Genomic DNA, 20,692 nt, shown 5'->3' with positions numbered 1-20,692 from the left:
ATGAACAGAGTACGCATGCTTAACTAGGCCAAAATCATCTGTGAATAAAGCCGGCATCGCGACTGATCAAAACCCTAAGCGCGCTAGTCGCTAAGGCGCTTAAGATAACTAACATATTCAGAGCCTACTATGCAGTAGGTCACCTTGAGGACACTCGAGCATGAAACAGCTTTCACGTTTTTTAACATCCTTACCCCTGATAATAACGATCACATTGGGCATGAGTGGCTGCGACACTAACGAAACGAATAGCCAGTCGAATGCTCGCCACCTAATCTCCGCTCAAAGCTACCACAACCAACACCAATATCGCGCCGCCCTACTAGAAACGCGCAACGCCCTTAAAGTGTCGCCAAGTGATGACGCTGCGGAACTCTACGCGCAAATTTTCTTAGATATAGGGCAACCCAAAACGGCTGCAGAATTTATAGAAAGCTACGGTGCAAGAAGCTTTGAGCTTTCTGCACTACTCGTACGTGCCTATCTTGATTTAGGCAAGTATATTTCAGCTGAAAAAACACTGAAAAACTTCAATTCCGAAGAACTTCCTAACAACGAAGGAAAAGTTTTACTGGCCGAAGCCCTCGCCGGGCAAAACAATTACAAACAAGCCAATGAGCTACTAAGTACCGTATTAAGCACCGACCCAACGCATTTAAATGCGCTATTACTTACCTTGCAAATTGCATCCATTCAGCAAAACCCTGTTGCTGCACAGCAGGCGATTATCGAGCTTAAAAAGCATCACAGTGAATCCCCCAAAGCGCTTGTAGTGCTAGCCAGAACCGCTACAGCACGTAAAGACTATAACGAAGCCGAACAATTACTTATGCAATCGCTTCGCTTCGTACCCGATTCAGACATAATGACACCCGCCCGTGCTTCTACCTTATTGCTGCTTATTGAAACCCTAACCAATCAAGGTCGGTACGCGGACGCTGCCCCCTACAGCAACGCGCTAGCCAATGCGAACCCCAACTGGCAAGAAACCCAAGACAGAATGGCAAATGCTATTGCCAACCTGCAATCGGGCGACTTAGAGGCCGCAGAAAAAATTCTAATGCAGATACAGCAGGATAACCCCAACCAAGGCAGATCAGCCGCGTTACTTGGCATAATAAACCTGCAAAAAGGTGACTCTGAAAAAGCTAGTGAATACTTTGCTGACAATATCGACCCCGAAACGGCTGCCCCGATATTTACAGGTGCGGCGGCACTTGCTCAGCTTCAGCAAAACCAAATTGACTCAGCCCTGCAAATGCTTGAAACAGCTTTAGAGGCCAACCCAGACAACAAACGCTTACTTGTACTGTATGGCTTAGCTGCCACACGCACCCAAGACCTGTACCAAAAAGGGATAGAAGCACTGCAACAGGCCGCGAGCCAAGGTGAGCCAGATTATAGAATGCACACCACTTTAGCTGACGGTTACTTTAATGGTAAAGAAATAGCCAAAGCCACAGCCGAGCTCGAAAAGGCACAAGCTATTGCGCCAGATAACATTGCATTGCGCTACCACATCGCCAAGCGCTACTTAGCTAATGGCCTAATAGATAACGCCAAAGCATTCGCTCAAGCGCAATTAAAGAAAGATGAAAAAGATGCTCACAACTGGATTATTCAGGGGCTGGTGGCATCAATAGATAAAAATATTGATCTTGCTAATGAATCGTTTAAAAAAGCGCTAAGCATTGATAGCAAATCGTACACCGCCAATTTATATCAAGCACTTATTGCAGCGAATCAACAGAACTGGAAGCTAGCAACGCAAGGGTTTACCAATGCAATAGCAAGTAATCCAATACAGCTAGCCCCTTATGGTGGCCTACTTAAAAGCTTAGCTGCCACAGAATCACCTAACGATGTGGTTACCCGCTTTGAGGCATTAACTGGTAAAAACGGCGATAAAACTAACGCTGCATTAATTGCTACCGATTACTTAATCCAGCAAAACAAAACAGCTGAGGCGCAGAATAAATTCGAAACTATTAACCTTGCCGAGCTAAAAGAGCAGCGCTCGCAGGCGAGTGCCGTAGCAGAAGAAATTTATATTAATTTAATTAAGCTGCATGTACGCGATGCCGCAAACGCCAACGATCAAAAAGCGGCTGTTGCTTATTTGGAACAGGCTCAAGCTCAGTATCCAAACAACACCAAGTTACTAAGCCTAGCAGCGGCCTACTACCTTCAATACGACAAACTTGCCGAAGCCGCAGCCTTAGCAAGTAAACTTCGCCAACTGAACGAAAATGTATATTCCACTTTGATTAGCGCAGATATCTTAATCAAACAAAACGATTACGCCCAAGCAATAAGCTCACTGAAAAGTGAGTGGAAACGAGAGCCAAACCAAGATATTGCACTGGCTATTCAAAAAGCGGCACTCGCTTCTAACACCGACCTCGATGAAGACTTTTTACAATCTTGGGAGGTCGCCTTCCCGAATCAGGTTCAGCCGCATTTTTATCGTGCCAATAAAGCGCAACAAAGTGGTGATATTGTATTAGCACTGAAACACTACGAAAAAATTATTGAAATAAACCCCAGTAATGTGGGCGCTCTAAACAATGCCGCGTGGTTTTACTTCGAAAGCGATAAACTAAAGCGTGCAGATGAACTGGCCACCAAAGCCGTTGCGCTGGCACCTAACAGCGCGGCTGTACTCGATACCGCAGGCTGGATTAAATACAATTTAAACCAAGCCGAAGCAGTAGAGCTTCTTAAAAAAGCAGCCGAGCTGGCGCCCGACAACCAAGAAATAACCACACATTACAACACCGCCAAGCTGCATTTTAATCAATAGCTAAACACGCGCTCGAATTAGCAATGCCGTTCGAGCGCGCAAGTTTCAGAATATACGGCAAATTATTTATGGAGAAATTTTATGCGAACTAAATTAAAAGCTTCCATTTTATTTATAGCCAGCTTTCTAACCGGTTGTAGCGACAAACCAGATACCCCAGAAGCTGAAGCGAATATTTATCAGAAGGCCGTATATTACAATGAGCTTCGCCCAGCCGCAGATAAGGCCCGTGACGAGCGGCGCAAGCCCGTTGAGGTTTTAGCGTTCTCTGGCGTAAAGCCTGGGGACAAAGTGATAGATTTACTTGGCGGCGGAGGCTACTACACAGAACTTCTTAGTCATGTAGTGGGTGCAGACGGCCACGTGTACCTGGTTAACAGCCCTCTATTTGTAAACTTTACCAAAGACCAAATAGCAGAACGCCTCGCCAACAACCGACTTAAAAACGTCACCCGCATCGATGGCCCTTGGAACGCTTTAGGCATGCCAGAAAATGCAGATGTAATTTTTATCGTACTGGGCTACCACGATATTTATGTACCCCGCCCCAACAACCCAGACTTTGAAGCAGACCCAGACGCCTTCTTTGAACAAATCCACGCAAGCTTAAAACCAGGTGGAAAAGTGTTAGTTATAGACCATGCTGCGGCAAACGGTACTGGTAACGAGCACGCCTCTACCCTACACCGAATTGACGAAGCCTTTGCCAAACAGGATTTTGAAAAACGTGGCTTTGTACTTGTAAAAGAATTAGACGTACTGCGCAATCCCAACGATGACTTTACCAAAGACATCTGGAAAAAAGGCATCATGCATCTAACAGACCGTTTTATTCACCTTTACGAAAAACCCCTTAACAATTAAGACGGAAACTGCAAACCTAACATATCAACACTAACTCTCTGGAGCGTAAGTGGAAAATCATAGCTTTTATAACACCCCAGAGATAGTTAAGGGTTATGCTCAAGAAACACACTTGCAAGCACCGGAAGAGTCTATATTAAGTGAGTTAATTGCAGAGCTCGCCCAACTTAAAGTATTAGATATAGGCGTGGGAGGCGGAAGAACAACATTACACCTTGCAGGGCGCTGTAAGGCTTATACGGGCGTAGATATAAATCAAAATATGATTTTGGCCTGCGAGCAACGCTTCAAAAATTGGCCGTGCAATTTAACGTTTAGTATTGCGGATGCAAGAACACTAGAAAACCTAGAAGATAATTCATTCGACTTAGTGCTATTTAGTTTTAACGGCATAGACTATGTAAACCATCAAGACCGCTTACGCGCCTTAGCGAGCATCTACCGTGTATTGCGTCCGGGCGGTTATTTTGTTTTTTCGAGCCACAACACAAACTGCATTTCATCTCTGCTATCGTTGCGTACACACCTATCACGCAACCCTATTAATACAGCGCGAGGGTTGGCGCAATGGTTCAAATTAAACTTTATACACAACAAACGCACAACACTTCAGCAAGCTAGTAAATCAGCAAAAATAATGCTTAACGACGGGGCGTTTAATTTTGGGCTACAAACTTACTATGTGTCCGTGCAGGAACAAATACGTCAATTTGACGGCATGTTTAGTGTCAAAAATATTTACTCATTAACTACAGGTAAACCATTTACCTCTCGCGAAAGTGCCGAGGCTTCTACCGATTCATGGTTATATTATTTATGCACAAAAACTTAAGCCACCTCAGTTAAACACTCTAATAGGCAATATATGTTAATCTTACCACCCAGAACAATGCATCCTTAAACGCTTACGGTTAAACAAGGTTCTTGCTCTACTACTCAACTTCGATAATTTAGGTATTTCACCCATGCCCCCAAAAAATGCCATTGTTGTAGGAATGCCGCGCTCAGGAACAAGCATGTCTGCGGCCATATTTGCGAACCAAGGCTATTTAGTTGCCGAGGAAAGCGAAAAAGAGCTGCGCGCACCGGACGAATACAACCCGAACGGGTATTGGGAGGCTGAAACATTAATTCGCAAGAACGTCGAAGTTTTTAAGCAATGTGGTTTCGATGGCGACAACACATGGAATTTTGAGCCCATTTCTAAAGAATCAGCCGATAGAATTAACACACTCGCACCGCTAGATTCACACGCTGAGTTTGTAAGCAGCTACAACCAAAAATCACCTTGGGTATGGAAAGACCCCAGACTGTGCTACACGGTGGGCTACTGGTGGCAACTCATCAACCCCGAAACCACAGCAGTATTGCTTATTAAACGCGACCCCAAAGAAATATATAACAGCTTTCTTAGGGTTAAGTGGCGCACCCTGTCTAAAGCAGATAAAGAAGATACCTATCAAAGAATTGCCGATCACATTCAGTTCGCTGAGAATACAATTAAAAGTAAAGGCATTAACTGCTTAACTGTTAACTATAGTGATTTTACCACCACGCCCGATTCTATTGCGGAGCAAATCAACGCTACATTTGGCTTGCAACTTACCGCAGCCGATTTGAACTTCGATAAAAATTTAAATAACAATTCGCTAAAAGGTAAGCTGGGAATTTACGCGGATATAATTGCCGATAAAATACCCAAGCCCATTGTAAAGCTTGCCAAGTCGCTTATGCCCAAAAAATTATACCGGTTAATATTCCCCTTAAGGAATTAGAAAACTTACACCAAAAGCGACGAGCCGCCCATTTACCCATAAGATTTTTATTAGATGACATTATTACAGTCGAAGTTCGACCTAACCTATAGCCCAGCGCTAAACGGTTTGCGCGGCTATGCCATTTTACTGGTAATTATATTTCACGCCGCACCCCACGATTGGCTTATAGGCGGATACCTAGGGGTAGATGTTTTTTTCACGCTTAGTGGATTTTTAATTACCAACCTATTAATTAAAGAGTGCCTCGGCAAGAAGCGTATAAACCTCAAGAATTTTTATTTAAGACGGTGTTTACGGCTACTGCCCGCATTACTATTAGTTATTACTGGTTTCACTATCTTTAGTTTAATCGCCTTTGATCGCGGTGCAATAATTCGCAGTGCAATTGACTCTGTTATTGTGCTCGCCAATGTCGCCAATTGGCCGCGTGCATTTGGCATATGGCGCCCTGAATGGCTTGGTAACACGTGGTCGCTTTCTATCGAAGAACAGTTTTATTTGCTATGGCCCCCCGTACTGTATTTTCTTACCAAACGGAATGTGCAGTTATCCACGTTAATTAAAATAGCGATAGGAATAGCTATATTAGCTTGGGGTTGGCGCATTTACTTAACAACCCAAGGCGCAGATTGGATGCGAGTTTATAATGGCACCGACACGCGCATAGACTCTTTACTTATTGGCGCAGCCCTAGGCATTGCCGTTTATTTAGCATCATTCGATGGCTTTATTCACGCAAACCGCAAATTAATTAGCTACTTGGCAGTTACCGCGTCACTTATAATATTAGGCCTATCTACAATAGTTAGCTTCAAATCGCCATTACTTTATTACTTTATTTTAGTGATAGTAGAGCTTTGCACCTGTGTCATCATATTAAATGCATGTTACGAAGGGCCTTCGATTATTAAAAAAGCATTAGAATTACCAATATTGGTTTGGTTAGGCAGTATTTCTTACAGCCTTTACCTTTGGCACTACCCAATATTCAGGGCGTTAAGAGAAATGGCAGAATTTTCGCCGCTATTGATATTAATAGTGGGCACGGGAATTTCAGTTTGTATTGCTGCACTATCTTATTATTTTGTAGAAAAGCCCATACTTGCTTACAAGCAAAAACTCCACTAGATATTTGGCCGTATCAATCTATTAATGCGGCTAAAAATTTAGTACAGAAATTTGACTGCATCTTCTTATAAGAAAAGGTGTGATCTGCATTCTCTACAAAATGTATTTTTATTTTTTTCTGAGCAATCATTTGTGCTGCTATCGAACCGGCATCATCGGTTAGCATTTTAAAGCCCGGGTCGGAATCAGAAAATACAAACCTTAGTGCAATATTATTACTTCTGTAATGCAATAGCTCTGCCTGTAATTTATTTGGCTTAGCAAGCCCAATTGCCAAGCAAAAATCGTGTAACACATGGCTTATTTTCTGGTAGGTATATTTAACAGCAAAAACCGCAATACTTTTATAACTAACTTGCCCTGTAAGCAGCCTACCCCATCGCGACTTATCTTTAAGTGCAGCAGAGTAATAGCTCGCTTCTTTGCTTTGCATCTTGGGGCTAGGTACGTCTAATGACATTCCATCTACCCACTCAAATGTAAGTGGGTTAACTAACACCACGCGTGATACATTCGAATTATCTTTTAAGCCTTCCCTAAAAGAAATATAGGCGCCGCTACACAAGCCGGCCAAAATGCATGATGGGAAATCTTCAGAAAAATGCTGTATAACTTCCTCTAATTCATTCAATGAGGATTCAGCGTAAGGAAAATTCTCATTTTCTGGGCAACCGGTGCAGCTATCGCCTAAATTCCCCAAATCGTAACGCAGAGTACACCAGCCATATTCAGCCAAGTAGCGTGCTAATTTAACATAAATTTCGCTTGGGCCAACATGATGTGCCGAGCCAGCATTAGTCAAAATAATTAACGGCTTTAATGTATCACTATTGGTAGGCGTAGTAAGCACACCAAAAAGCCTGTCGTCGCTTCTATATATATTTTCAATATAATGCGTCGCATGTAATGTGGTTTCTAGCTTAGGTAAAGAAGGAGGAGCTGCGGTTTGCACACTCGCTTCCACTTTAAATAGCGCAATAAGTTCACCAAAAACATCAAATGGAATACTGGTTTTATGCGGCTCATCTAACATCTTGGTGAAGTCTGGCCGATAAATACGTTTGGCTTTATCTTCAAGCCCTAACTTACCAAGCCAGCGCGAATTCTTATCGCGATTATCATGCGCTTCAACAACTACACAGGTTTTTATGTTGGAGAGATTACGTGCGCTTAAATCAAATTTCTCTAAGCCAATTAAAGATTGTTCAGAATAGGCGTAACCGGCACTTTCTATATAGCCAGCTTCTGTTTCTTGCTTAAACTCGCTTACGCCAGCAAGCGCACCAAGCCTTCTTTTAAAACTACGCGCAGTTTCGTATGGTTCCCATAAAATTATCGAGCAGTTTTCGCCGTGTATCTCTGCTGCCATACTCACCATATTGGCCGCAAAGCCGAGCCCCAAAAATACAATGTGTGTTACACCAATAGTATTTTTTAACCAGTTTGCTTGCTGGTTTATATCTTCTACCCATTGGCAAAATATATCTTCATCGGCGCACTCTGCCGAATCCCCAACCCCAGAATAATCGAAACGCAAACAAGGGAAGCCATGCATAGCAAGCATTTCGGCAAAGTGACGGTAGGCGCGATGGGTGTGGATATATTCGTGGCCTACAGGCGCACATAAGATAAAACCAGTGGATTGGATAATTGCGCTATCGGGAGTGTACAGCCAGCCAAAGAGCTTGCTATTAAAACCGGCCTGATACGAAGCATCTGATTGGTTTACCCAACCAGCTTTACGCTTGTATATAGTTTCGGATTTAGACATGTTGCAATCTCATTAACGTTTAATTAACTCGTACGGCCTTAAATATTCCTTTAGTCGCTTTGTATAAAGCCTTACGAATCCCTTCACAATCTAATGTTGAGTTAACCTGCTGCCCACTATCAGCCGGAACAAGGCCAGTAGTAATAAGAAATTGCTCGAGCGGTGCATTGCGATCTGTTTTTACAAACTCTATAACCTTTAGACTAATACCAGATTCACTTAAAAGCCAGTAAAGAAAGTAATATTCGACGTTTCTCTGCAGCACTCGGCACGACATAACCCAGCGCAACAGTTTACCTTCTGCATCTACCACACAAGCAAGTATTTCGCCGTGATTACCAAACTTATCTACTAGCGTTGCAGTAAATAAACTGCCACCACCTGTAAGTATTTTCGACAGTTCTGCTTCGGTAATACGCAATCCATTTAAATTAAATTGGTTGGTTTTGTTAATTAATTGTATTGCTCTCGCGTTATCGACATGCGCCTGCGTATTTATGTGCAGCTCCATTTCTAAACTAGCTAAATATTCGTGCAGCGATGGCGTTTGTTTGCGCTCTTGCTCGGCTAGTGCGCGTATTTTATAAAGCTCTGTACGTTCGGAATCTTCTTTAGAGCCTTGTGTTAAATTGACATATAGCTGTAACGTTTCTATCACAGCCGGCAACTCATCAACCTCAGCCGGAAACTGCACACTTGTTACTGCCGGTAGCACAGACGCCACCTCCGCCAATTCAATGGGGTTATCATCAATAAACACAAAACTGTCTAGCGGTAAATTTAACTCTTCACTCACCTGCTGAATCAGTTGTGATTTATGACCATAGCCCACTTTAAAATCCACAAAATCTGTAAGCTTAAGCGGCAGCTCTTTTTGTTCAAACGGTGCCTTGGCCAAATCAATATCGTTTTTAGAAACAGCAACAAGCAATACGCCACTGCCTACACAGCGTTTTAAAAAACATTGATAAATATAGTGAGCAAAACCTGGGCCATATGCTGCGCACGCCACCCCTGCTACGCCATCCTCACCCACTACGCCTAACCATGCAGTGTTATCTAAATCGGTAAGAATCACTTTTTTAGGGGTTGCTATCACGTTATTTTTAAATAGCGCTTCCGACAAAACACTGGCCACATACGGTGCCATTGCGTTTGAAATTGGTCGACCAAACTCCAAGTAGGCCGCTAAACTAAAACTTTGCTCGCTTAAATATTTAAAGCCGCGCTTAACTGCGCAGGATGCAATTAAATTGCTAAGCACTTGTGTTTCGTTAGCATTAAGCACAGGCGGTACCGGAGCATCGATAAACACGCCCGCGTGTGCCTTTTCACCCAACAACCGATCGAAGGCTAAAACCTGCTCGACTAACTCAGGCAGCGTAACCGACGTGCCGGTTTGATATTGGCGCCAATCTAGCGCTGGGCAATAATCCCAGGGGTACAAACACGCTATCAATGCCGTGTCATTTTTCTCATCTACAAGCAGTCGCTGCCTTAAGGTACCGAACGGCGTAAAAGCCGCTTGCGCACGAATATTTTTTAACGCGAGGTGGGCCTCTAAAAATGGAGACAGGTTTTCTACCTGTGCCGATGTTAATACTTCACAGGCAAGTGAGTTACTCGCTTTACTTTCCCTGAGTATTTTTTTTGCCTGTAGAAATTTCATTAAGCTAAATGCGCCACAACCGCTTCTACAGCTTTGTTAAAGCTGGTTATCGCTATGGCTGTATCCAAACTAAAGGCAATTTCAAATTCGCTTTCTATAGCTGTTACCAAGCTTAGCTGTTTCATGGAATCCCAATTTGAAATAGTGGACTGGTCTATGCTCTCAACGGGCGGCAAGGTATCCCATTCGAACACCTCTATAAATATTTCCGCCACGACTTCTTTTATTTCTTCGCTCACTTAGCGTCTCCAAAAAATAACTTGGTATTTATGGCCTTTAACTGGTCAATTAACATTTGCTGACTCTGCTGGGTAGAAAAGGCGTGATCTGACTTTGCCATTACATACATGCGCAACTTGCCGCTCAGCAAATATAACCAGTAGTGTAGGCCTAACATATTTTTAAAAAGTGCCCTGCCCGGTTCGTTTTGCGAAACCATGACTATCATATTCACGCCAGCGGCATTAAGGGCTTCTATATCCTGCGGTAAACTACTCGTATACCGTTTTACTAAACTCAACGTGGAGTTTAAGCGTAAACACACAGCCGCTAACAACCGCTTACACTTACCAAACCAGCCGCTTCTAATCGGCAGAGCATCGTCTTCGTTCTCAGGGCTATCGCTTGAACGGATTTTAAAGGCTTTTAATGCAGCGCCAATACTTAGCTCCCCCATATCAAACCGCATATAAGGTGTACCTTGCTGCCAATACAAATGCATTGGGTTTATTAGCAATACCGAGCGCACGCGTGGGTCGTTAAATTTGCGCATATAGTTAAAACTGTTGTGACCGGCAGAACACAAGCCACCTAATGCAAATTTCGAATAGCCAAACTCAGCTTGCATGTAATCTAATAAAACTTTTATGTCGCCGGCATACCCTTTAGGAAAAGGATTAATACCTTCATTTAGTTGGTTGGTAAGGTTAGCCCCTTCCCCTAAATGACTAAGATCGATGCGTAAAATATTAAACCCTTGCTTAGCAAGTGCGCGCGCCACATTAACGTGCAATCTCGCTGGCCCAACGTGATGCGCTGCGCCGCCGTTAATTAATACCAACAGATTTTTTGTATCAGAATCTTGGTTGCGGGTAAGCACGCCTGTCATACCCGCCTTGGCGCATACAACAATTTGCTCATGTTCGTTATTTAGCGTATTTGTTGGCGGCTGGCTTGGCACCAGCACTATTCGGTATTGCTCGCGAGCTAACTCCGCAGCAGCGGGCTTAAATACCCGCAATATGGCTGCAATAGCCCCGTACGGCACTTTGTTTTCTAGCGCGGGCTTTTGAAAATCTCTATTACCGAGATATTGCTCTACTGCTACGTTCAAGCCCTGCTCTTGCAGTTGTTTTACCAGCCGCTTGGATAGAGGCAATTCTTTTGGTTGTATAAACGCTATCGATTCTAGGTGATTACAGTTTGCTAACTTTAAATTTAAACATTCAATAAACGCTTTGCTTTGCGTATCGAAGCAGTTACCGCCGGCATCAAATAAATTGCTGGCAGGCACAAAGCCCGCCTGCATCGACTGTAACATTTCCATATCGCGAAAAAAGGGCGCACCAGTTAAATAAGCGTTCCACAGTATCAACCCTTTTACTCGCTCGTTCGCTTTTGCTAGGTAGGCAGCAACTAAAGCACCTGTTCGATAACCCACAAGTTGTACTTGGGTAACATTATGCTCTTGCTGCAGGGTAAGTAGCGCTGCATTGAGTGCTTCTACCCAAGCTTTGCCAACAACCTCCTCATCGCCGCAAATAATTGTTGAACTAGCGTTACCCATACCGTTTAGCTCCAGCTTTAACACTGGGCAGTTATTAGCAATACTAAGTTGTTCGCTTAGGTAAGCAAGCGCTCGGTGCGAGTGATTATATTCGTGCCCGAACGGCGGAATAATAATTACACCCGTAGTATTTGGTGGGTACTGAGTAGTATTTTCAAGATTGGTCGCATAGGTAACAGCAAAGCTAGCGTGTTGAGATTCGCTCAGCCAGTGCATTTTTTTATATAGCGTTAGCGCGCTCATGTCACTCTAAATTCTTTTTGTAGGTTAAGAGTAGATACATGTACGCTTTTGATTTGTTCACACGCTTTAAAGCTATACGTCTTACCTGGCAACATGCAGGTGTAGTTATCACTGAATTGTGTGGTTTTTGATTCTAAACACGCGTACTCAACAAAAACGCTGGGCGTTAACGTTACCACTGATTCATTATCGCTATCGCTAGTAATGCTACCCGTTATTTCACCGGCGCCGGTGTTGATGCGCCTACAACCCGGGAACGATACCGCCTGACTAATAAGTTCGCCGCTTTCGTTTCGCAGCTCGGCTACTACAGCATAAATAGTTTGGCGGCCAAACTTATAGGCATGGGTGGCATCCATAAAACGGCCAAAAACGGTATCTAGCTTGTGTGTGCCAACGCTATTCGCTGCGAGCGTAATTTCTTGCGTATGCTCTGCAACAATATTATCGCTTAAGCCAACCAATACAATATTGAGCTGCGCTTGAAGTGTATGCGCTGTTTCATTTTGCACTTCTAGCGTATAGCCATTCAAGCTGTTGTTTATAAGCAATACCTGCTGCGGCTGCCATACTCGTTTTAAAAAGTAATACGCTGCTTTTGGCCGCGCAAAACTATCAACTATTCCCCAGCCTGCACCCGCAACAATATCTTGATAAAACCAAGCCAGCGCACCATTGCAATTTGATATACTCGCGCGCCATATGCTGTACACGCTACTTACCATTTCTGCAGTAGCAATGGTGGCAAGTTTAAAATAGGTTTCTGGGTCGCTATAGCGAAGAGTATCGGCAACTACGCCAAATATTTTTTCTAAATAAAAGTTGCGAATATCTTCGAAATCCCAACCCGCGCTGTTATCCCTAGGTATGCCGGCCTTCCAGCTGGGTGTATGGGTGGCGGGGTATGGTGATTCAAAAGCTTGCTTTAAAGAAGCTGTTACCGGTATATGCGAAAACCCTAAGCACTCGGAAGTAAAACCAACTTCGCGCACAGTAAAATGGTCGGGCATAAGTTTATAGGCGCCCACACCATAGTAATGCGTTAAACCGGCGTCGGTATGGAAAGGCAAACCACCTTCGCAGGGGCTAGAAGTAAAATAAGGAAGCGTTAACTGCTGCTCTTCTAATTTTTGCGTTATAAAAGTATCAAACAGTGCGTTCGCCCATTGTGTCTGCTCCATACCCATCATGGCCGCTTGCTGCTGCATTTCACTGTTGCCGCAAAATACTGCAATAGAGGCTGTTTGTTTTAAGCGCGTAATTTGTTGGCGCACTTCTTTTGCAACAAGCTTACTAAAATCTTCATCTGCAAAGGGGTAATCCATATTGGCAAACATAAAATCTTGCCAAACCAATATACCTAGCTCATCGCACAAGGCATAAAAATCGTCGTGTTCGTACACCATGGTACCGCCAATGCGAACCATGTTTGCACCTGCATCTACTAATAGTTTTAATAGATGGCGATACTCCTGCTTAGATGCATTTAAACTAGTTATATTTGGAGTAGCCCAACAGGCGCCGCGACAAAATATTTTGTTGTTGTTTACTTCAAGCGCCAATTGATTTGTTTGATTAGCAGCAGTTACGCGCTTAAAGCCCAACTTACCTTCGGTTAAGGTTGTTACTTCACCATCTATAATGGCGGTAATTTTGTAAGCGTGTAGGTAGGGCTCGCCGTGGGTATGGGGCCACCATAATTGCGGTTGCTCAATAGCTATTTCGGTATCTATAAATGCGCCGCCACCTTTAATAGGTTTTGCGGTTATGGGGTAGATTTTGCCGTCTAATAAAAATTGTATTTGTGGGTCGGCTGCCAATTTAGCATCGATAAAATCTAATTCTAAGTTTATATGTACCTTGCCATTTAGCGCCTCATCCACTTCGCTAAACACAGTGCACTCCACTAAATCAAATTTAGCCACACTAACAATACTAATATCTCGCCACGGGCCTATCGCTTTTACGGGTGGTGTCCAGCCCGGCATACGCCCTAATAAGCTAGTGCGAAACCAGCGCAAGTTTTGGTTATCAACTAGGTTGGTTTTCCATTGCGGTCTTGCACGACGCTCGGCCAAATGTGGTGCGAGCGCTTTAAACACTATGGCCAGTGTATTGTCGGCTTGCAGGTAATCGGTAATGTCGAGCTTGTGGTTTTCAAACATCGATTGCGAGTATAAAACCTGCTGGTCGTTAACCCACACTTCGCTTAGGGTTGCCAAACCGTCGCACTGCAAATAAGTGCGCTTACCTGTTTTGGGCAGTGGAAATTGAGCGGTGTACCACCAATCAAATTGCTCAAGGTCTTCTTGCGGGCCAGCATCGCCCACAGCTTGCGCCACGGTTCCAGGCACTGGTACAGCAAGCCATTGCTGAAGGGGAATAATATCAGCGGGGGTTTGGGCGCCATTCGCATTAGTTTTAGTAAGCGACCATTGTGTAATGTCTGTATTCACAACCATTTTAGCTTGCTTAAAGTTAGGGGATTACACTCTTCAACAAGCAGGGCTAGAATATTTAACCCGCCCGAAGATAGGCGCCCTTTTGGTTTACTAAATTGTATTTCGCAAGGTAGATTTTAATATCAACCATTGTGAAGCCATGTTTTCTAGCGGCTCTAAATTAAGCGGCTTTTTGCGCATTATTGAGCGAGCCAACTGAAACTGAAATGCTTTAGCGGTTTCGGAAATACTGCGACAAGCCGTTATGGCAGCATCGTCTAAACCATTTTTGCCATGCTGTTGCAGCCACTGCAAATAAGTAAGCGATAATTCAAAACACGCGCCGTACTGCCGTAAGCTGGCAAAAGAGTATTTATGAAAAGCTTCTAGCTCGGCATTGAGCAACCATTTTAGGTCTTGCTCGAATTGCAATTTAAATTTTTCAAAGGGGTTCAACTCTGGCATTAATTGAATATGGCGCTCAAAAGTAACGAGGGATTTTTCAAATAATTTACTTTGATCTTGCCCGCGCGTTTTAACAAGCTCTATATACGGCGGCAACATGCGCTCGTGCACTAAGCCATTTAGCTGAAATATATTATCGAAATCGTCACCGTTAAGTTCGTAGTAACCTTGACCGTGAAAATACCCCATAAACTTTTTATTAATATCAATGGCGTTAACCGCGACTGTACTTTTTACATGCTCTTGCTTGTAAGCAGAGCCTGCGGTATCTGGCAGGAAGTACGAATCTAGCTCAACCAACACTGGTTTTGCTGCGTGCACCTGATTGGCTACATGCTCAACGAGGTTTTTCCATGGGTTAAGCTCTTGAATATCTAAACCGTAAAGCTCGAGTAAATCGCCTGGCGGATATTTAAAAAACGTCCACTGGTCTTCTTCAAAATCGACACTTAACGTAAACGCCAACCCTGCCACAGGGTCGTAACCCAGCGAGTGGATAAGCTCAACCAACACATCTACATAGCAATTTGTTTCTGCCCATATACGCTCTTCGCCGTGTATAGCATGACGTGCGTAGGTACTTGGGTTGAGATCGATTATTGGTTTTATGTCCATTGCAGTGTTTTTCGCACTTTTTCTGGCCAACGCGACGGGTCTAAACCGTGGGTTTTAAATAACGCTAAAGCTATGCGCTCTAACCCAAAGCCAATACACGATGTATGTGCTGGCTCACCATCGGCTGTTTTAATATTAAACGAATGACCAAAGTGATCTAGATGGCAATTGCAGGATGTAATAGCAGTGGGCTTTTCTTCGCTACAAATTGGCGTAACAATTTCAAATTTTAATTCTTGTTCGCGCTGGGTTGCTTTCATTACGCGGCCACCGCGACCAAAAAATGGATCGTTAGCAACAACCACTTCTACCTCTAGGCCCAACTCTTTGTGCATACCTTCGGCAGTTTGCAACCAGTGGTTGCGATGCTGCAAAGCTTGCTCTGGCGTGCCTAAACGCACATATTCGCGCTGCCTAAATATTTGCATACGCGCTGGGTCGTCCGAAGGCTCGTGACGAAACACAAATGTTTTTAAATCAACTGTGCGCCCGCCCTCAGGTAAAACCGAACCCGATGCGGTTGGGTACAGCGGGTAACACGCCGCCGGCACTAACATTACATCGGTGGGGGTTAAATCTTTACACCAGTTTTCGTCTTTTTCTTCGATTTTTGCAATAAGTGCACGATGTTCTTTTTCGTTGCCACAAAACGAATTTACCGACCCCATTAAGTCGGGCATGGTTTCTACGTGGTCGGTTTGCATGTAGGTGTGACGGCCAAAAATGGGAGGGAAACGCATCACCTCGGCATTGGCATCGGCCCCCATGCGTGTCGCGAAAGCCTCAAATTGATCGACCACTTTTTCAAATAAACCACTGCGGCCGTATACGCCTTTTACACCAGAGGGAATAAGTAACCCTGCATCTACTAGCTCTTTTTGGTAAGCGAGGTAGGCTTCTGTAATGGGCTGATCTGAAATACACATTAGCTATCCCTCATGGCAATTTGCATAGTCGCGTTGTGACCGCGAATGCGATCGTTATTAACCATTAACGCCGCGCCGTAGGCATCGCGAATATGGCGGCTAAGGCTAACGGGGGAATCGTTTTTGTACCCCATAATGCCCACTATCATGAGCGCTTTACCAACAATATCCACAACCATTTCTGAGCAACGCAGTTTTACGTTATTGGTGCGAATAGAAAAACCGAAGTTGGTAAAGGCATCATCGCAATCACCATCTAACAGGCCTTGGTATTCTTCAATAGACTGGTATAAGCCGCCGCGCATACTAAATAGCAACTCATCCACTTCCGATAACCGCAGCGAGGTAACGGGCGGCATATCTGGGTTTTTGCGGTAAGCATGACGCACCGCTTGGCGCGCTTTTTTAACAGCGCTTGCAGCTAGCCCTGTCCACAATGAACCCCACAGCACATGCGACACCGGATGCATAGATTTAGAAAGAATAGTGGCGAAAGGCGCGGGTATAACCTGCTCTACATGCCCCGCAGCGGTGAGCGTATAGCCCGAGCTACACGTGCCGCGAAACCCTAAGGTATCCCAACCGGCTATTTGTTCAAACTCGCACTTTTTGGTTTTAACTAAAACATGTACTTGATCGCTAGCGGCAGCATCGGTATTTGCGCGACACGTTACAAGAATGGCATCGGCATTTAGCGCATAGGATATAACCGGTGCTTGTTTAACAAGTTTAAAGTTATCGCCCTCAAGCTCTAAACCGCAAATACTAGAGCGCAGGTCGCCACCTATACCCAACTCGGTTGTGGCCGAGGCAAGCAAGTATTGATGCTCTACAAGGTCTGCTAAGTACTGCTGGAAGTAAGAGGAGGTGAGCGCGTGATTAACCAAGCACGCCACTTGAATTTGGTGCATGGCGTACACCATTGCGGTAGACGCGCAGTATTGCCCCAGTATTTCACACAGCTTGCACAGCTGCTTAATGTTTAACCCGTCGCCCCCCAAGCTTTGGGGAACCATAGCGCTTAACAGCCGCGCCTCTTTAAATGCAGCAAAGGCTTCTTCGGGGAAGCGAGCTTTATCATCCACATCGCTCGCGTGCTGTTCTACAACGCCTTTGCCGAGTGTTTCTACCAATTCGACAATTTCGGTATAAGTGCGGAAGCGGCTTCCCTGACGGCTATCGCTCATAGTTGTTCCCTATTAATCCAAAAGTTCTTCCAAGGCATCACACAAAGCACCAATGCTTTGGAATGTTTTACGTGAAAGCATGCTATCTGAAAACTCAACATCAAACTCGTCTTCTATAGCCAACATTAGGTTAACTGTCGTGAGGGACGTTAAGCCTGCTTCGTATAGGTCGCTTTCTGTTTCTAGCCCGTGAGCATCTACAGAAAGTTTGCCATGCTTGCTTAGTAGTTCACGAAGTTTGTCTTGGTACATGCTTTTATTGTCCGAAATCTTAATTAATCTAACGAAAGAGTGATTCAATTAAAAATACGCGCAGGCGCCTATTACAACATAGTGTAATGAATAACAAAGGGCGCCAAAAGCCTTTATTTAGGTATGCATAAATAAAGCAAAGGTGTAAACAAAACCGTCAGTATCAGTAAAAATAATTCTCTGAACTAGAATAAGATTCGATCAATACGCTGAAGATACAGGCATTTTAGAGTTAAATTAGCTTTGACGGTGGCTTGTTTAAAAGCGCCTTATGCTACTAGCAACTATGACGCCAACATGTCCAAACACATTGCATGACACTAAAAAACGATTATTTATTCATTATTATAGTCGTTAATTTTTAGATATTGAGAATACTTAGCCCCCAGCTAAGAAGCAAATAACCTGCTTAGCTTGTTGCCAAATAGAGCGGCTACAGACTTGTAGTAGAAATTCCAAACCGGCTTTAAATCATCCGCTGCAAATATGGCATGTACGCGCTTGCCTCTTATGGATTTAATCCACTCGCCGTAGGTAATAAAGCCCAGCGACTTCATCTCTTTTACTACCCAGAAATCGTGGTATAACCATACCCAAGTCACACCATCTTCCCAATCTGTGACTGCGTCCTGCGGTATACCCGCGGCATCGTTATATGCAATTAGAGGTAAGTTCACTCCACAACCAATAGAAATGCCAGTAGTGTTTACTGGCCGAGTATTAATTTCTATAAGTTTGTATTCTTGAGTCTTGGGGTCTAATTTAAACTCTATGCCTACTATGCCGGTGTAATCTGCAATTTGCAGCATTTGCTTTGCTTGCCGCTCTACAACATCGTTGTGGCAAGAAATGGTTGCACAGCAGTAGCCAAACTTAATAGGGCTTTGACGCAACTTACTACGAATACAGTAAGCCAATGGCTTTTTGTCGTGGGAACAATAGGCCAGAAACGTATAGAGGTTGGTATCTTCGCCAGAGATAATCTCTTGCACCATAAGCTGATTATCGAACGGAGCAATACGCCGAAACTCCGCTAGCAATTGCTCCTTATCATACACTTTGATCGCTTTCTGCCCATTAGCCACATCCTTAAACTCATCCAGTCGCCATTTTTGCGCTTCTAATGGCTTAATTACATAAGGGTAATTGTGCGCCGATTCTGCCAAAGCTACGATATCTTCTTCGGTAGAGGGGAAGTATGTTTCTGGTATGGGCACTCCCGCAGCTTGCGCCAACTCGTATTGAAGCTTTTTATTTTTCATACGAGACATGGCAGCAGCAGTGGGATTGAGCAAAACAAAATGCGACTGCAATACAGCCTCATGCTGCGCAATGTACATAGAGCAGTCATCTGATGCGGGTATCAGAATTTTCTCACCTGGGTAGCGGCTTCCGAGCTCACACAAAAACTGATTCAGCGCCTCTTCTGATTCGTACATATCTGGGCATATTTCAATAGCACTGCAATAGCGTGAAGTTAGGCTATGCTCAAACATATTCGGGTGTATGCGCACCACACGAATGCCCTGCCGCCCCAAGGCGCGCGTGAGAGTTAGCGCAATAATGCTCATCGATTTATCTTGCGCTGTGCGAGTGCGATCAGATTCGTGCGTAATTATAAAAGCAGTAGCTAAACTCATAATATGTTTTCTATTTTACGTGTTCCAACAGAAGTCAACATGCTGTCTTGAAGCGGGGTAAAAGCTTGCCCAACCATTAGCAATCGCGAGGTTCGATAGATCTCCGCAGCGCGAATAACAGCGCCCTGCTCAGTTTCATCATGTTGTAAACCCACCTCTAGCACTCCCTCAGGGTGGCCAATTTTAAAGCCCGCCCCAAGGCCAAATACGCCACTGCTCATGTTCTGCACTATAGTTTTTGAGGTGAAAGCTGCCACACATGTGGCTATTGCACCCGATACGGCATAAGCCTTGTGGGTTTTGGCAGGGTTAATAATGCGGCCAACAATGTTAGTTTGCTTTAGGGAATCATTTGCAGAAGCCGAAACAAGCGCTATTTTTATCTGCCCAACATTCACCTGCTTGGAAGCTACCTGCAAACAATTAATAGTCTCCGCCACATGCTGCCTAAATAGTTCCACCCACTCTCTTACCAATACCATCGCATCTATTTCAGCTGGTGTTTCGCAGCCTTTCAAATCGAGCTCATTGGCACTAACAAAAGCGTAAACAGCGCCGGCATCCACCACCGAATACTTCACCGTTATGCCACGAATACTAACCATATCAACAGGATTACCGGTGGGCAGTAAACAACCCGTGTGGTTGCCGATAGGATTATTAAAAATAAGCTTGGCGGAAAAACAGGTTCCCAACTCACTATCCAATGGCTGCAGGTAATGCGCATCGATAACTGAGCCGGAATTTCGATTAAAAACTTTTACCGAATGAGAGCACTTTTGCGGGTCAACTAACCCCATTTGCACAGCGGCAGGACCAACACCCGCGGCTAAGTTGCCGCACATAATGCCGTAGTTAACTTCGTGGCGGCGTAAGCGTACTTCGCCCGATATGTAATCTACATCGGCATCTGGGTGGCTTGGCGCAGCAAGAATGGCCACCTTGCTTGTCAACGGATCGCCCCCGCCTATTCCGTCTATTTGACGAGGGTCGCTACTACCAAACAAGTTGCACAATAAGGTGTCGCGAGCTTCGGCTTCTGCAGGAAGGTGGGCTTCGTTGATATACACCCCTTTTGAGGTGCCCCCTCTCATAATTACGCAAGGTATTGCAGCCATGTTGTT

16 protein-coding genes are annotated in these 20,692 nt (G+C 44.3%); 5 read left to right on the top strand and 11 right to left on the bottom strand.

The window, feature by feature from the left end; translation table 11 throughout:
- The first annotated feature begins 160 nt into the window (after nucleotides 1-160).
- The 5 genes from SDE_RS00915 to SDE_RS00895 all read left to right on the top strand — a co-directional run bounded on the left by SDE_RS00915 (nucleotide 161) and on the right by SDE_RS00895 (nucleotide 6,573).
- Nucleotides 161-2,803 (top strand): tetratricopeptide repeat protein, encoded by a 2,643-nt coding sequence (locus SDE_RS00915; protein WP_011466666.1) that lies wholly within the window; start codon nucleotides 161-163, stop codon nucleotides 2,801-2,803.
- A gap of 81 nt (nucleotides 2,804-2,884) precedes the next feature.
- Nucleotides 2,885-3,667, top strand: coding sequence for a class I SAM-dependent methyltransferase (locus tag SDE_RS00910; RefSeq protein ID WP_011466665.1), 783 nt, complete (start codon nucleotides 2,885-2,887; stop codon nucleotides 3,665-3,667).
- A gap of 49 nt (nucleotides 3,668-3,716) precedes the next feature.
- On the top strand, nucleotides 3,717-4,499 hold the full coding sequence (locus SDE_RS00905; protein WP_011466664.1) for a class I SAM-dependent methyltransferase: 783 nt from the start codon (nucleotides 3,717-3,719) through the stop codon (nucleotides 4,497-4,499).
- A gap of 133 nt (nucleotides 4,500-4,632) precedes the next feature.
- Nucleotides 4,633-5,442, top strand: coding sequence for a sulfotransferase family protein (locus tag SDE_RS00900; protein ID WP_011466663.1), 810 nt, complete (start codon nucleotides 4,633-4,635; stop codon nucleotides 5,440-5,442).
- A 54-nt stretch (nucleotides 5,443-5,496) separates the two neighbouring features.
- A complete protein-coding gene (locus SDE_RS00895; RefSeq protein ID WP_011466662.1) occupies nucleotides 5,497-6,573 on the top strand; it encodes an acyltransferase family protein in 1,077 nt (358 codons plus the stop codon).
- A gap of 13 nt (nucleotides 6,574-6,586) precedes the next feature.
- On the opposite strand, the gene SDE_RS00890 is transcribed toward SDE_RS00895, so the two are convergent.
- The 11 genes from SDE_RS00890 to SDE_RS00840 all read right to left on the bottom strand — a co-directional run bounded on the left by SDE_RS00890 (nucleotide 6,587) and on the right by SDE_RS00840 (nucleotide 20,686).
- Nucleotides 6,587-8,344 carry an alpha/beta fold hydrolase gene (locus SDE_RS00890; protein WP_011466661.1) on the bottom strand — a complete coding sequence of 586 codons (1,758 nt, stop codon included), beginning with the start codon at nucleotides 8,342-8,344 and terminating at the stop codon, nucleotides 6,587-6,589.
- Nucleotides 8,345-8,363: 19 nt separating this feature from the next.
- Nucleotides 8,364-10,013 (bottom strand): HAD-IIIC family phosphatase, encoded by a 1,650-nt coding sequence (locus tag SDE_RS00885; RefSeq protein WP_011466660.1) that lies wholly within the window; start codon nucleotides 10,011-10,013, stop codon nucleotides 8,364-8,366.
- Entirely contained in the window at nucleotides 10,013-10,252 is a 240-nt protein-coding gene (locus tag SDE_RS00880; protein WP_011466659.1) for an acyl carrier protein, read from the bottom strand. Before SDE_RS00880 ends, SDE_RS00885 begins: the two co-directional genes overlap by 1 nt.
- Nucleotides 10,249-12,042 carry an alpha/beta fold hydrolase gene (locus SDE_RS00875; protein WP_011466658.1) on the bottom strand — a complete coding sequence of 598 codons (1,794 nt, stop codon included), beginning with the start codon at nucleotides 12,040-12,042 and terminating at the stop codon, nucleotides 10,249-10,251. The genes SDE_RS00880 and SDE_RS00875 overlap by 4 nt, the downstream gene beginning before the upstream one ends.
- Entirely contained in the window at nucleotides 12,039-14,504 is a 2,466-nt protein-coding gene (locus SDE_RS00870) for a glycoside hydrolase family 2 protein (RefSeq protein ID WP_011466657.1), read from the bottom strand. The genes SDE_RS00875 and SDE_RS00870 overlap by 4 nt, the downstream gene beginning before the upstream one ends.
- A gap of 90 nt (nucleotides 14,505-14,594) precedes the next feature.
- The gene (locus tag SDE_RS00865; protein WP_011466656.1) at nucleotides 14,595-15,563 is read right to left on the bottom strand and encodes a DUF1839 family protein; all 969 of its coding nucleotides are present in this window, start codon (nucleotides 15,561-15,563) and stop codon (nucleotides 14,595-14,597) included.
- A complete protein-coding gene (locus SDE_RS00860) occupies nucleotides 15,554-16,489 on the bottom strand; it encodes an amino acid--[acyl-carrier-protein] ligase (protein ID WP_011466655.1) in 936 nt (311 codons plus the stop codon). Before SDE_RS00860 ends, SDE_RS00865 begins: the two co-directional genes overlap by 10 nt.
- The gene (locus SDE_RS00855; protein WP_011466654.1) at nucleotides 16,489-17,676 is read right to left on the bottom strand and encodes an acyl-CoA dehydrogenase family protein; all 1,188 of its coding nucleotides are present in this window, start codon (nucleotides 17,674-17,676) and stop codon (nucleotides 16,489-16,491) included. Before SDE_RS00855 ends, SDE_RS00860 begins: the two co-directional genes overlap by 1 nt.
- 12 nt (nucleotides 17,677-17,688) lie before the next feature.
- On the bottom strand, nucleotides 17,689-17,928 hold the full coding sequence (locus tag SDE_RS00850) for an acyl carrier protein (protein ID WP_011466653.1): 240 nt from the start codon (nucleotides 17,926-17,928) through the stop codon (nucleotides 17,689-17,691).
- A 389-nt stretch (nucleotides 17,929-18,317) separates the two neighbouring features.
- Complete coding sequence (locus SDE_RS00845; protein ID WP_011466652.1) at nucleotides 18,318-19,568, bottom strand: ATP-grasp domain-containing protein; 1,251 nt, start codon at nucleotides 19,566-19,568, stop codon at nucleotides 18,318-18,320.
- Nucleotides 19,565-20,686 carry a PrpF domain-containing protein gene (locus SDE_RS00840; RefSeq protein ID WP_011466651.1) on the bottom strand — a complete coding sequence of 374 codons (1,122 nt, stop codon included), beginning with the start codon at nucleotides 20,684-20,686 and terminating at the stop codon, nucleotides 19,565-19,567. The genes SDE_RS00845 and SDE_RS00840 overlap by 4 nt, the downstream gene beginning before the upstream one ends.
- Between the last annotated feature and the right edge of the window lie 6 nt (nucleotides 20,687-20,692).

The sequence above is a fragment of the Saccharophagus degradans 2-40 genome (assembly GCF_000013665.1).
Taxonomy (GTDB): Bacteria; Pseudomonadota; Gammaproteobacteria; order Pseudomonadales; family Cellvibrionaceae; genus Saccharophagus; species Saccharophagus degradans.
This window is presented reverse-complemented; position numbering and strand designations above follow the sequence as displayed.

Coding starts and splice junctions, on each gene's coding strand:
- SDE_RS00885 (WP_011466660.1), bottom strand. CDS start 10,013: ATGAAATTTCTACAGGCAAAAAAAATACTCAGGGAAAGTAAAGCGAGT.
- SDE_RS00860 (WP_011466655.1), bottom strand. CDS start 16,489: ATGTGTATTTCAGATCAGCCCATTACAGAAGCCTACCTCGCTTACCAA.
- SDE_RS00890 (WP_011466661.1), bottom strand. CDS start 8,344: ATGTCTAAATCCGAAACTATATACAAGCGTAAAGCTGGTTGGGTAAAC.
- SDE_RS00915 (WP_011466666.1), top strand. CDS start 161: ATGAAACAGCTTTCACGTTTTTTAACATCCTTACCCCTGATAATAACG.
- SDE_RS00900 (WP_011466663.1), top strand. CDS start 4,633: ATGCCCCCAAAAAATGCCATTGTTGTAGGAATGCCGCGCTCAGGAACA.
- SDE_RS00910 (WP_011466665.1), top strand. CDS start 2,885: ATGCGAACTAAATTAAAAGCTTCCATTTTATTTATAGCCAGCTTTCTA.
- SDE_RS00865 (WP_011466656.1), bottom strand. CDS start 15,563: ATGGACATAAAACCAATAATCGATCTCAACCCAAGTACCTACGCACGT.
- SDE_RS00875 (WP_011466658.1), bottom strand. CDS start 12,042: ATGAGCGCGCTAACGCTATATAAAAAAATGCACTGGCTGAGCGAATCT.
- SDE_RS00845 (WP_011466652.1), bottom strand. CDS start 19,568: ATGAGTTTAGCTACTGCTTTTATAATTACGCACGAATCTGATCGCACT.
- SDE_RS00855 (WP_011466654.1), bottom strand. CDS start 17,676: ATGAGCGATAGCCGTCAGGGAAGCCGCTTCCGCACTTATACCGAAATT.
- SDE_RS00840 (WP_011466651.1), bottom strand. CDS start 20,686: ATGGCTGCAATACCTTGCGTAATTATGAGAGGGGGCACCTCAAAAGGG.
- SDE_RS00870 (WP_011466657.1), bottom strand. CDS start 14,504: ATGGTTGTGAATACAGACATTACACAATGGTCGCTTACTAAAACTAAT.
- SDE_RS00850 (WP_011466653.1), bottom strand. CDS start 17,928: ATGTACCAAGACAAACTTCGTGAACTACTAAGCAAGCATGGCAAACTT.
- SDE_RS00895 (WP_011466662.1), top strand. CDS start 5,497: ATGACATTATTACAGTCGAAGTTCGACCTAACCTATAGCCCAGCGCTA.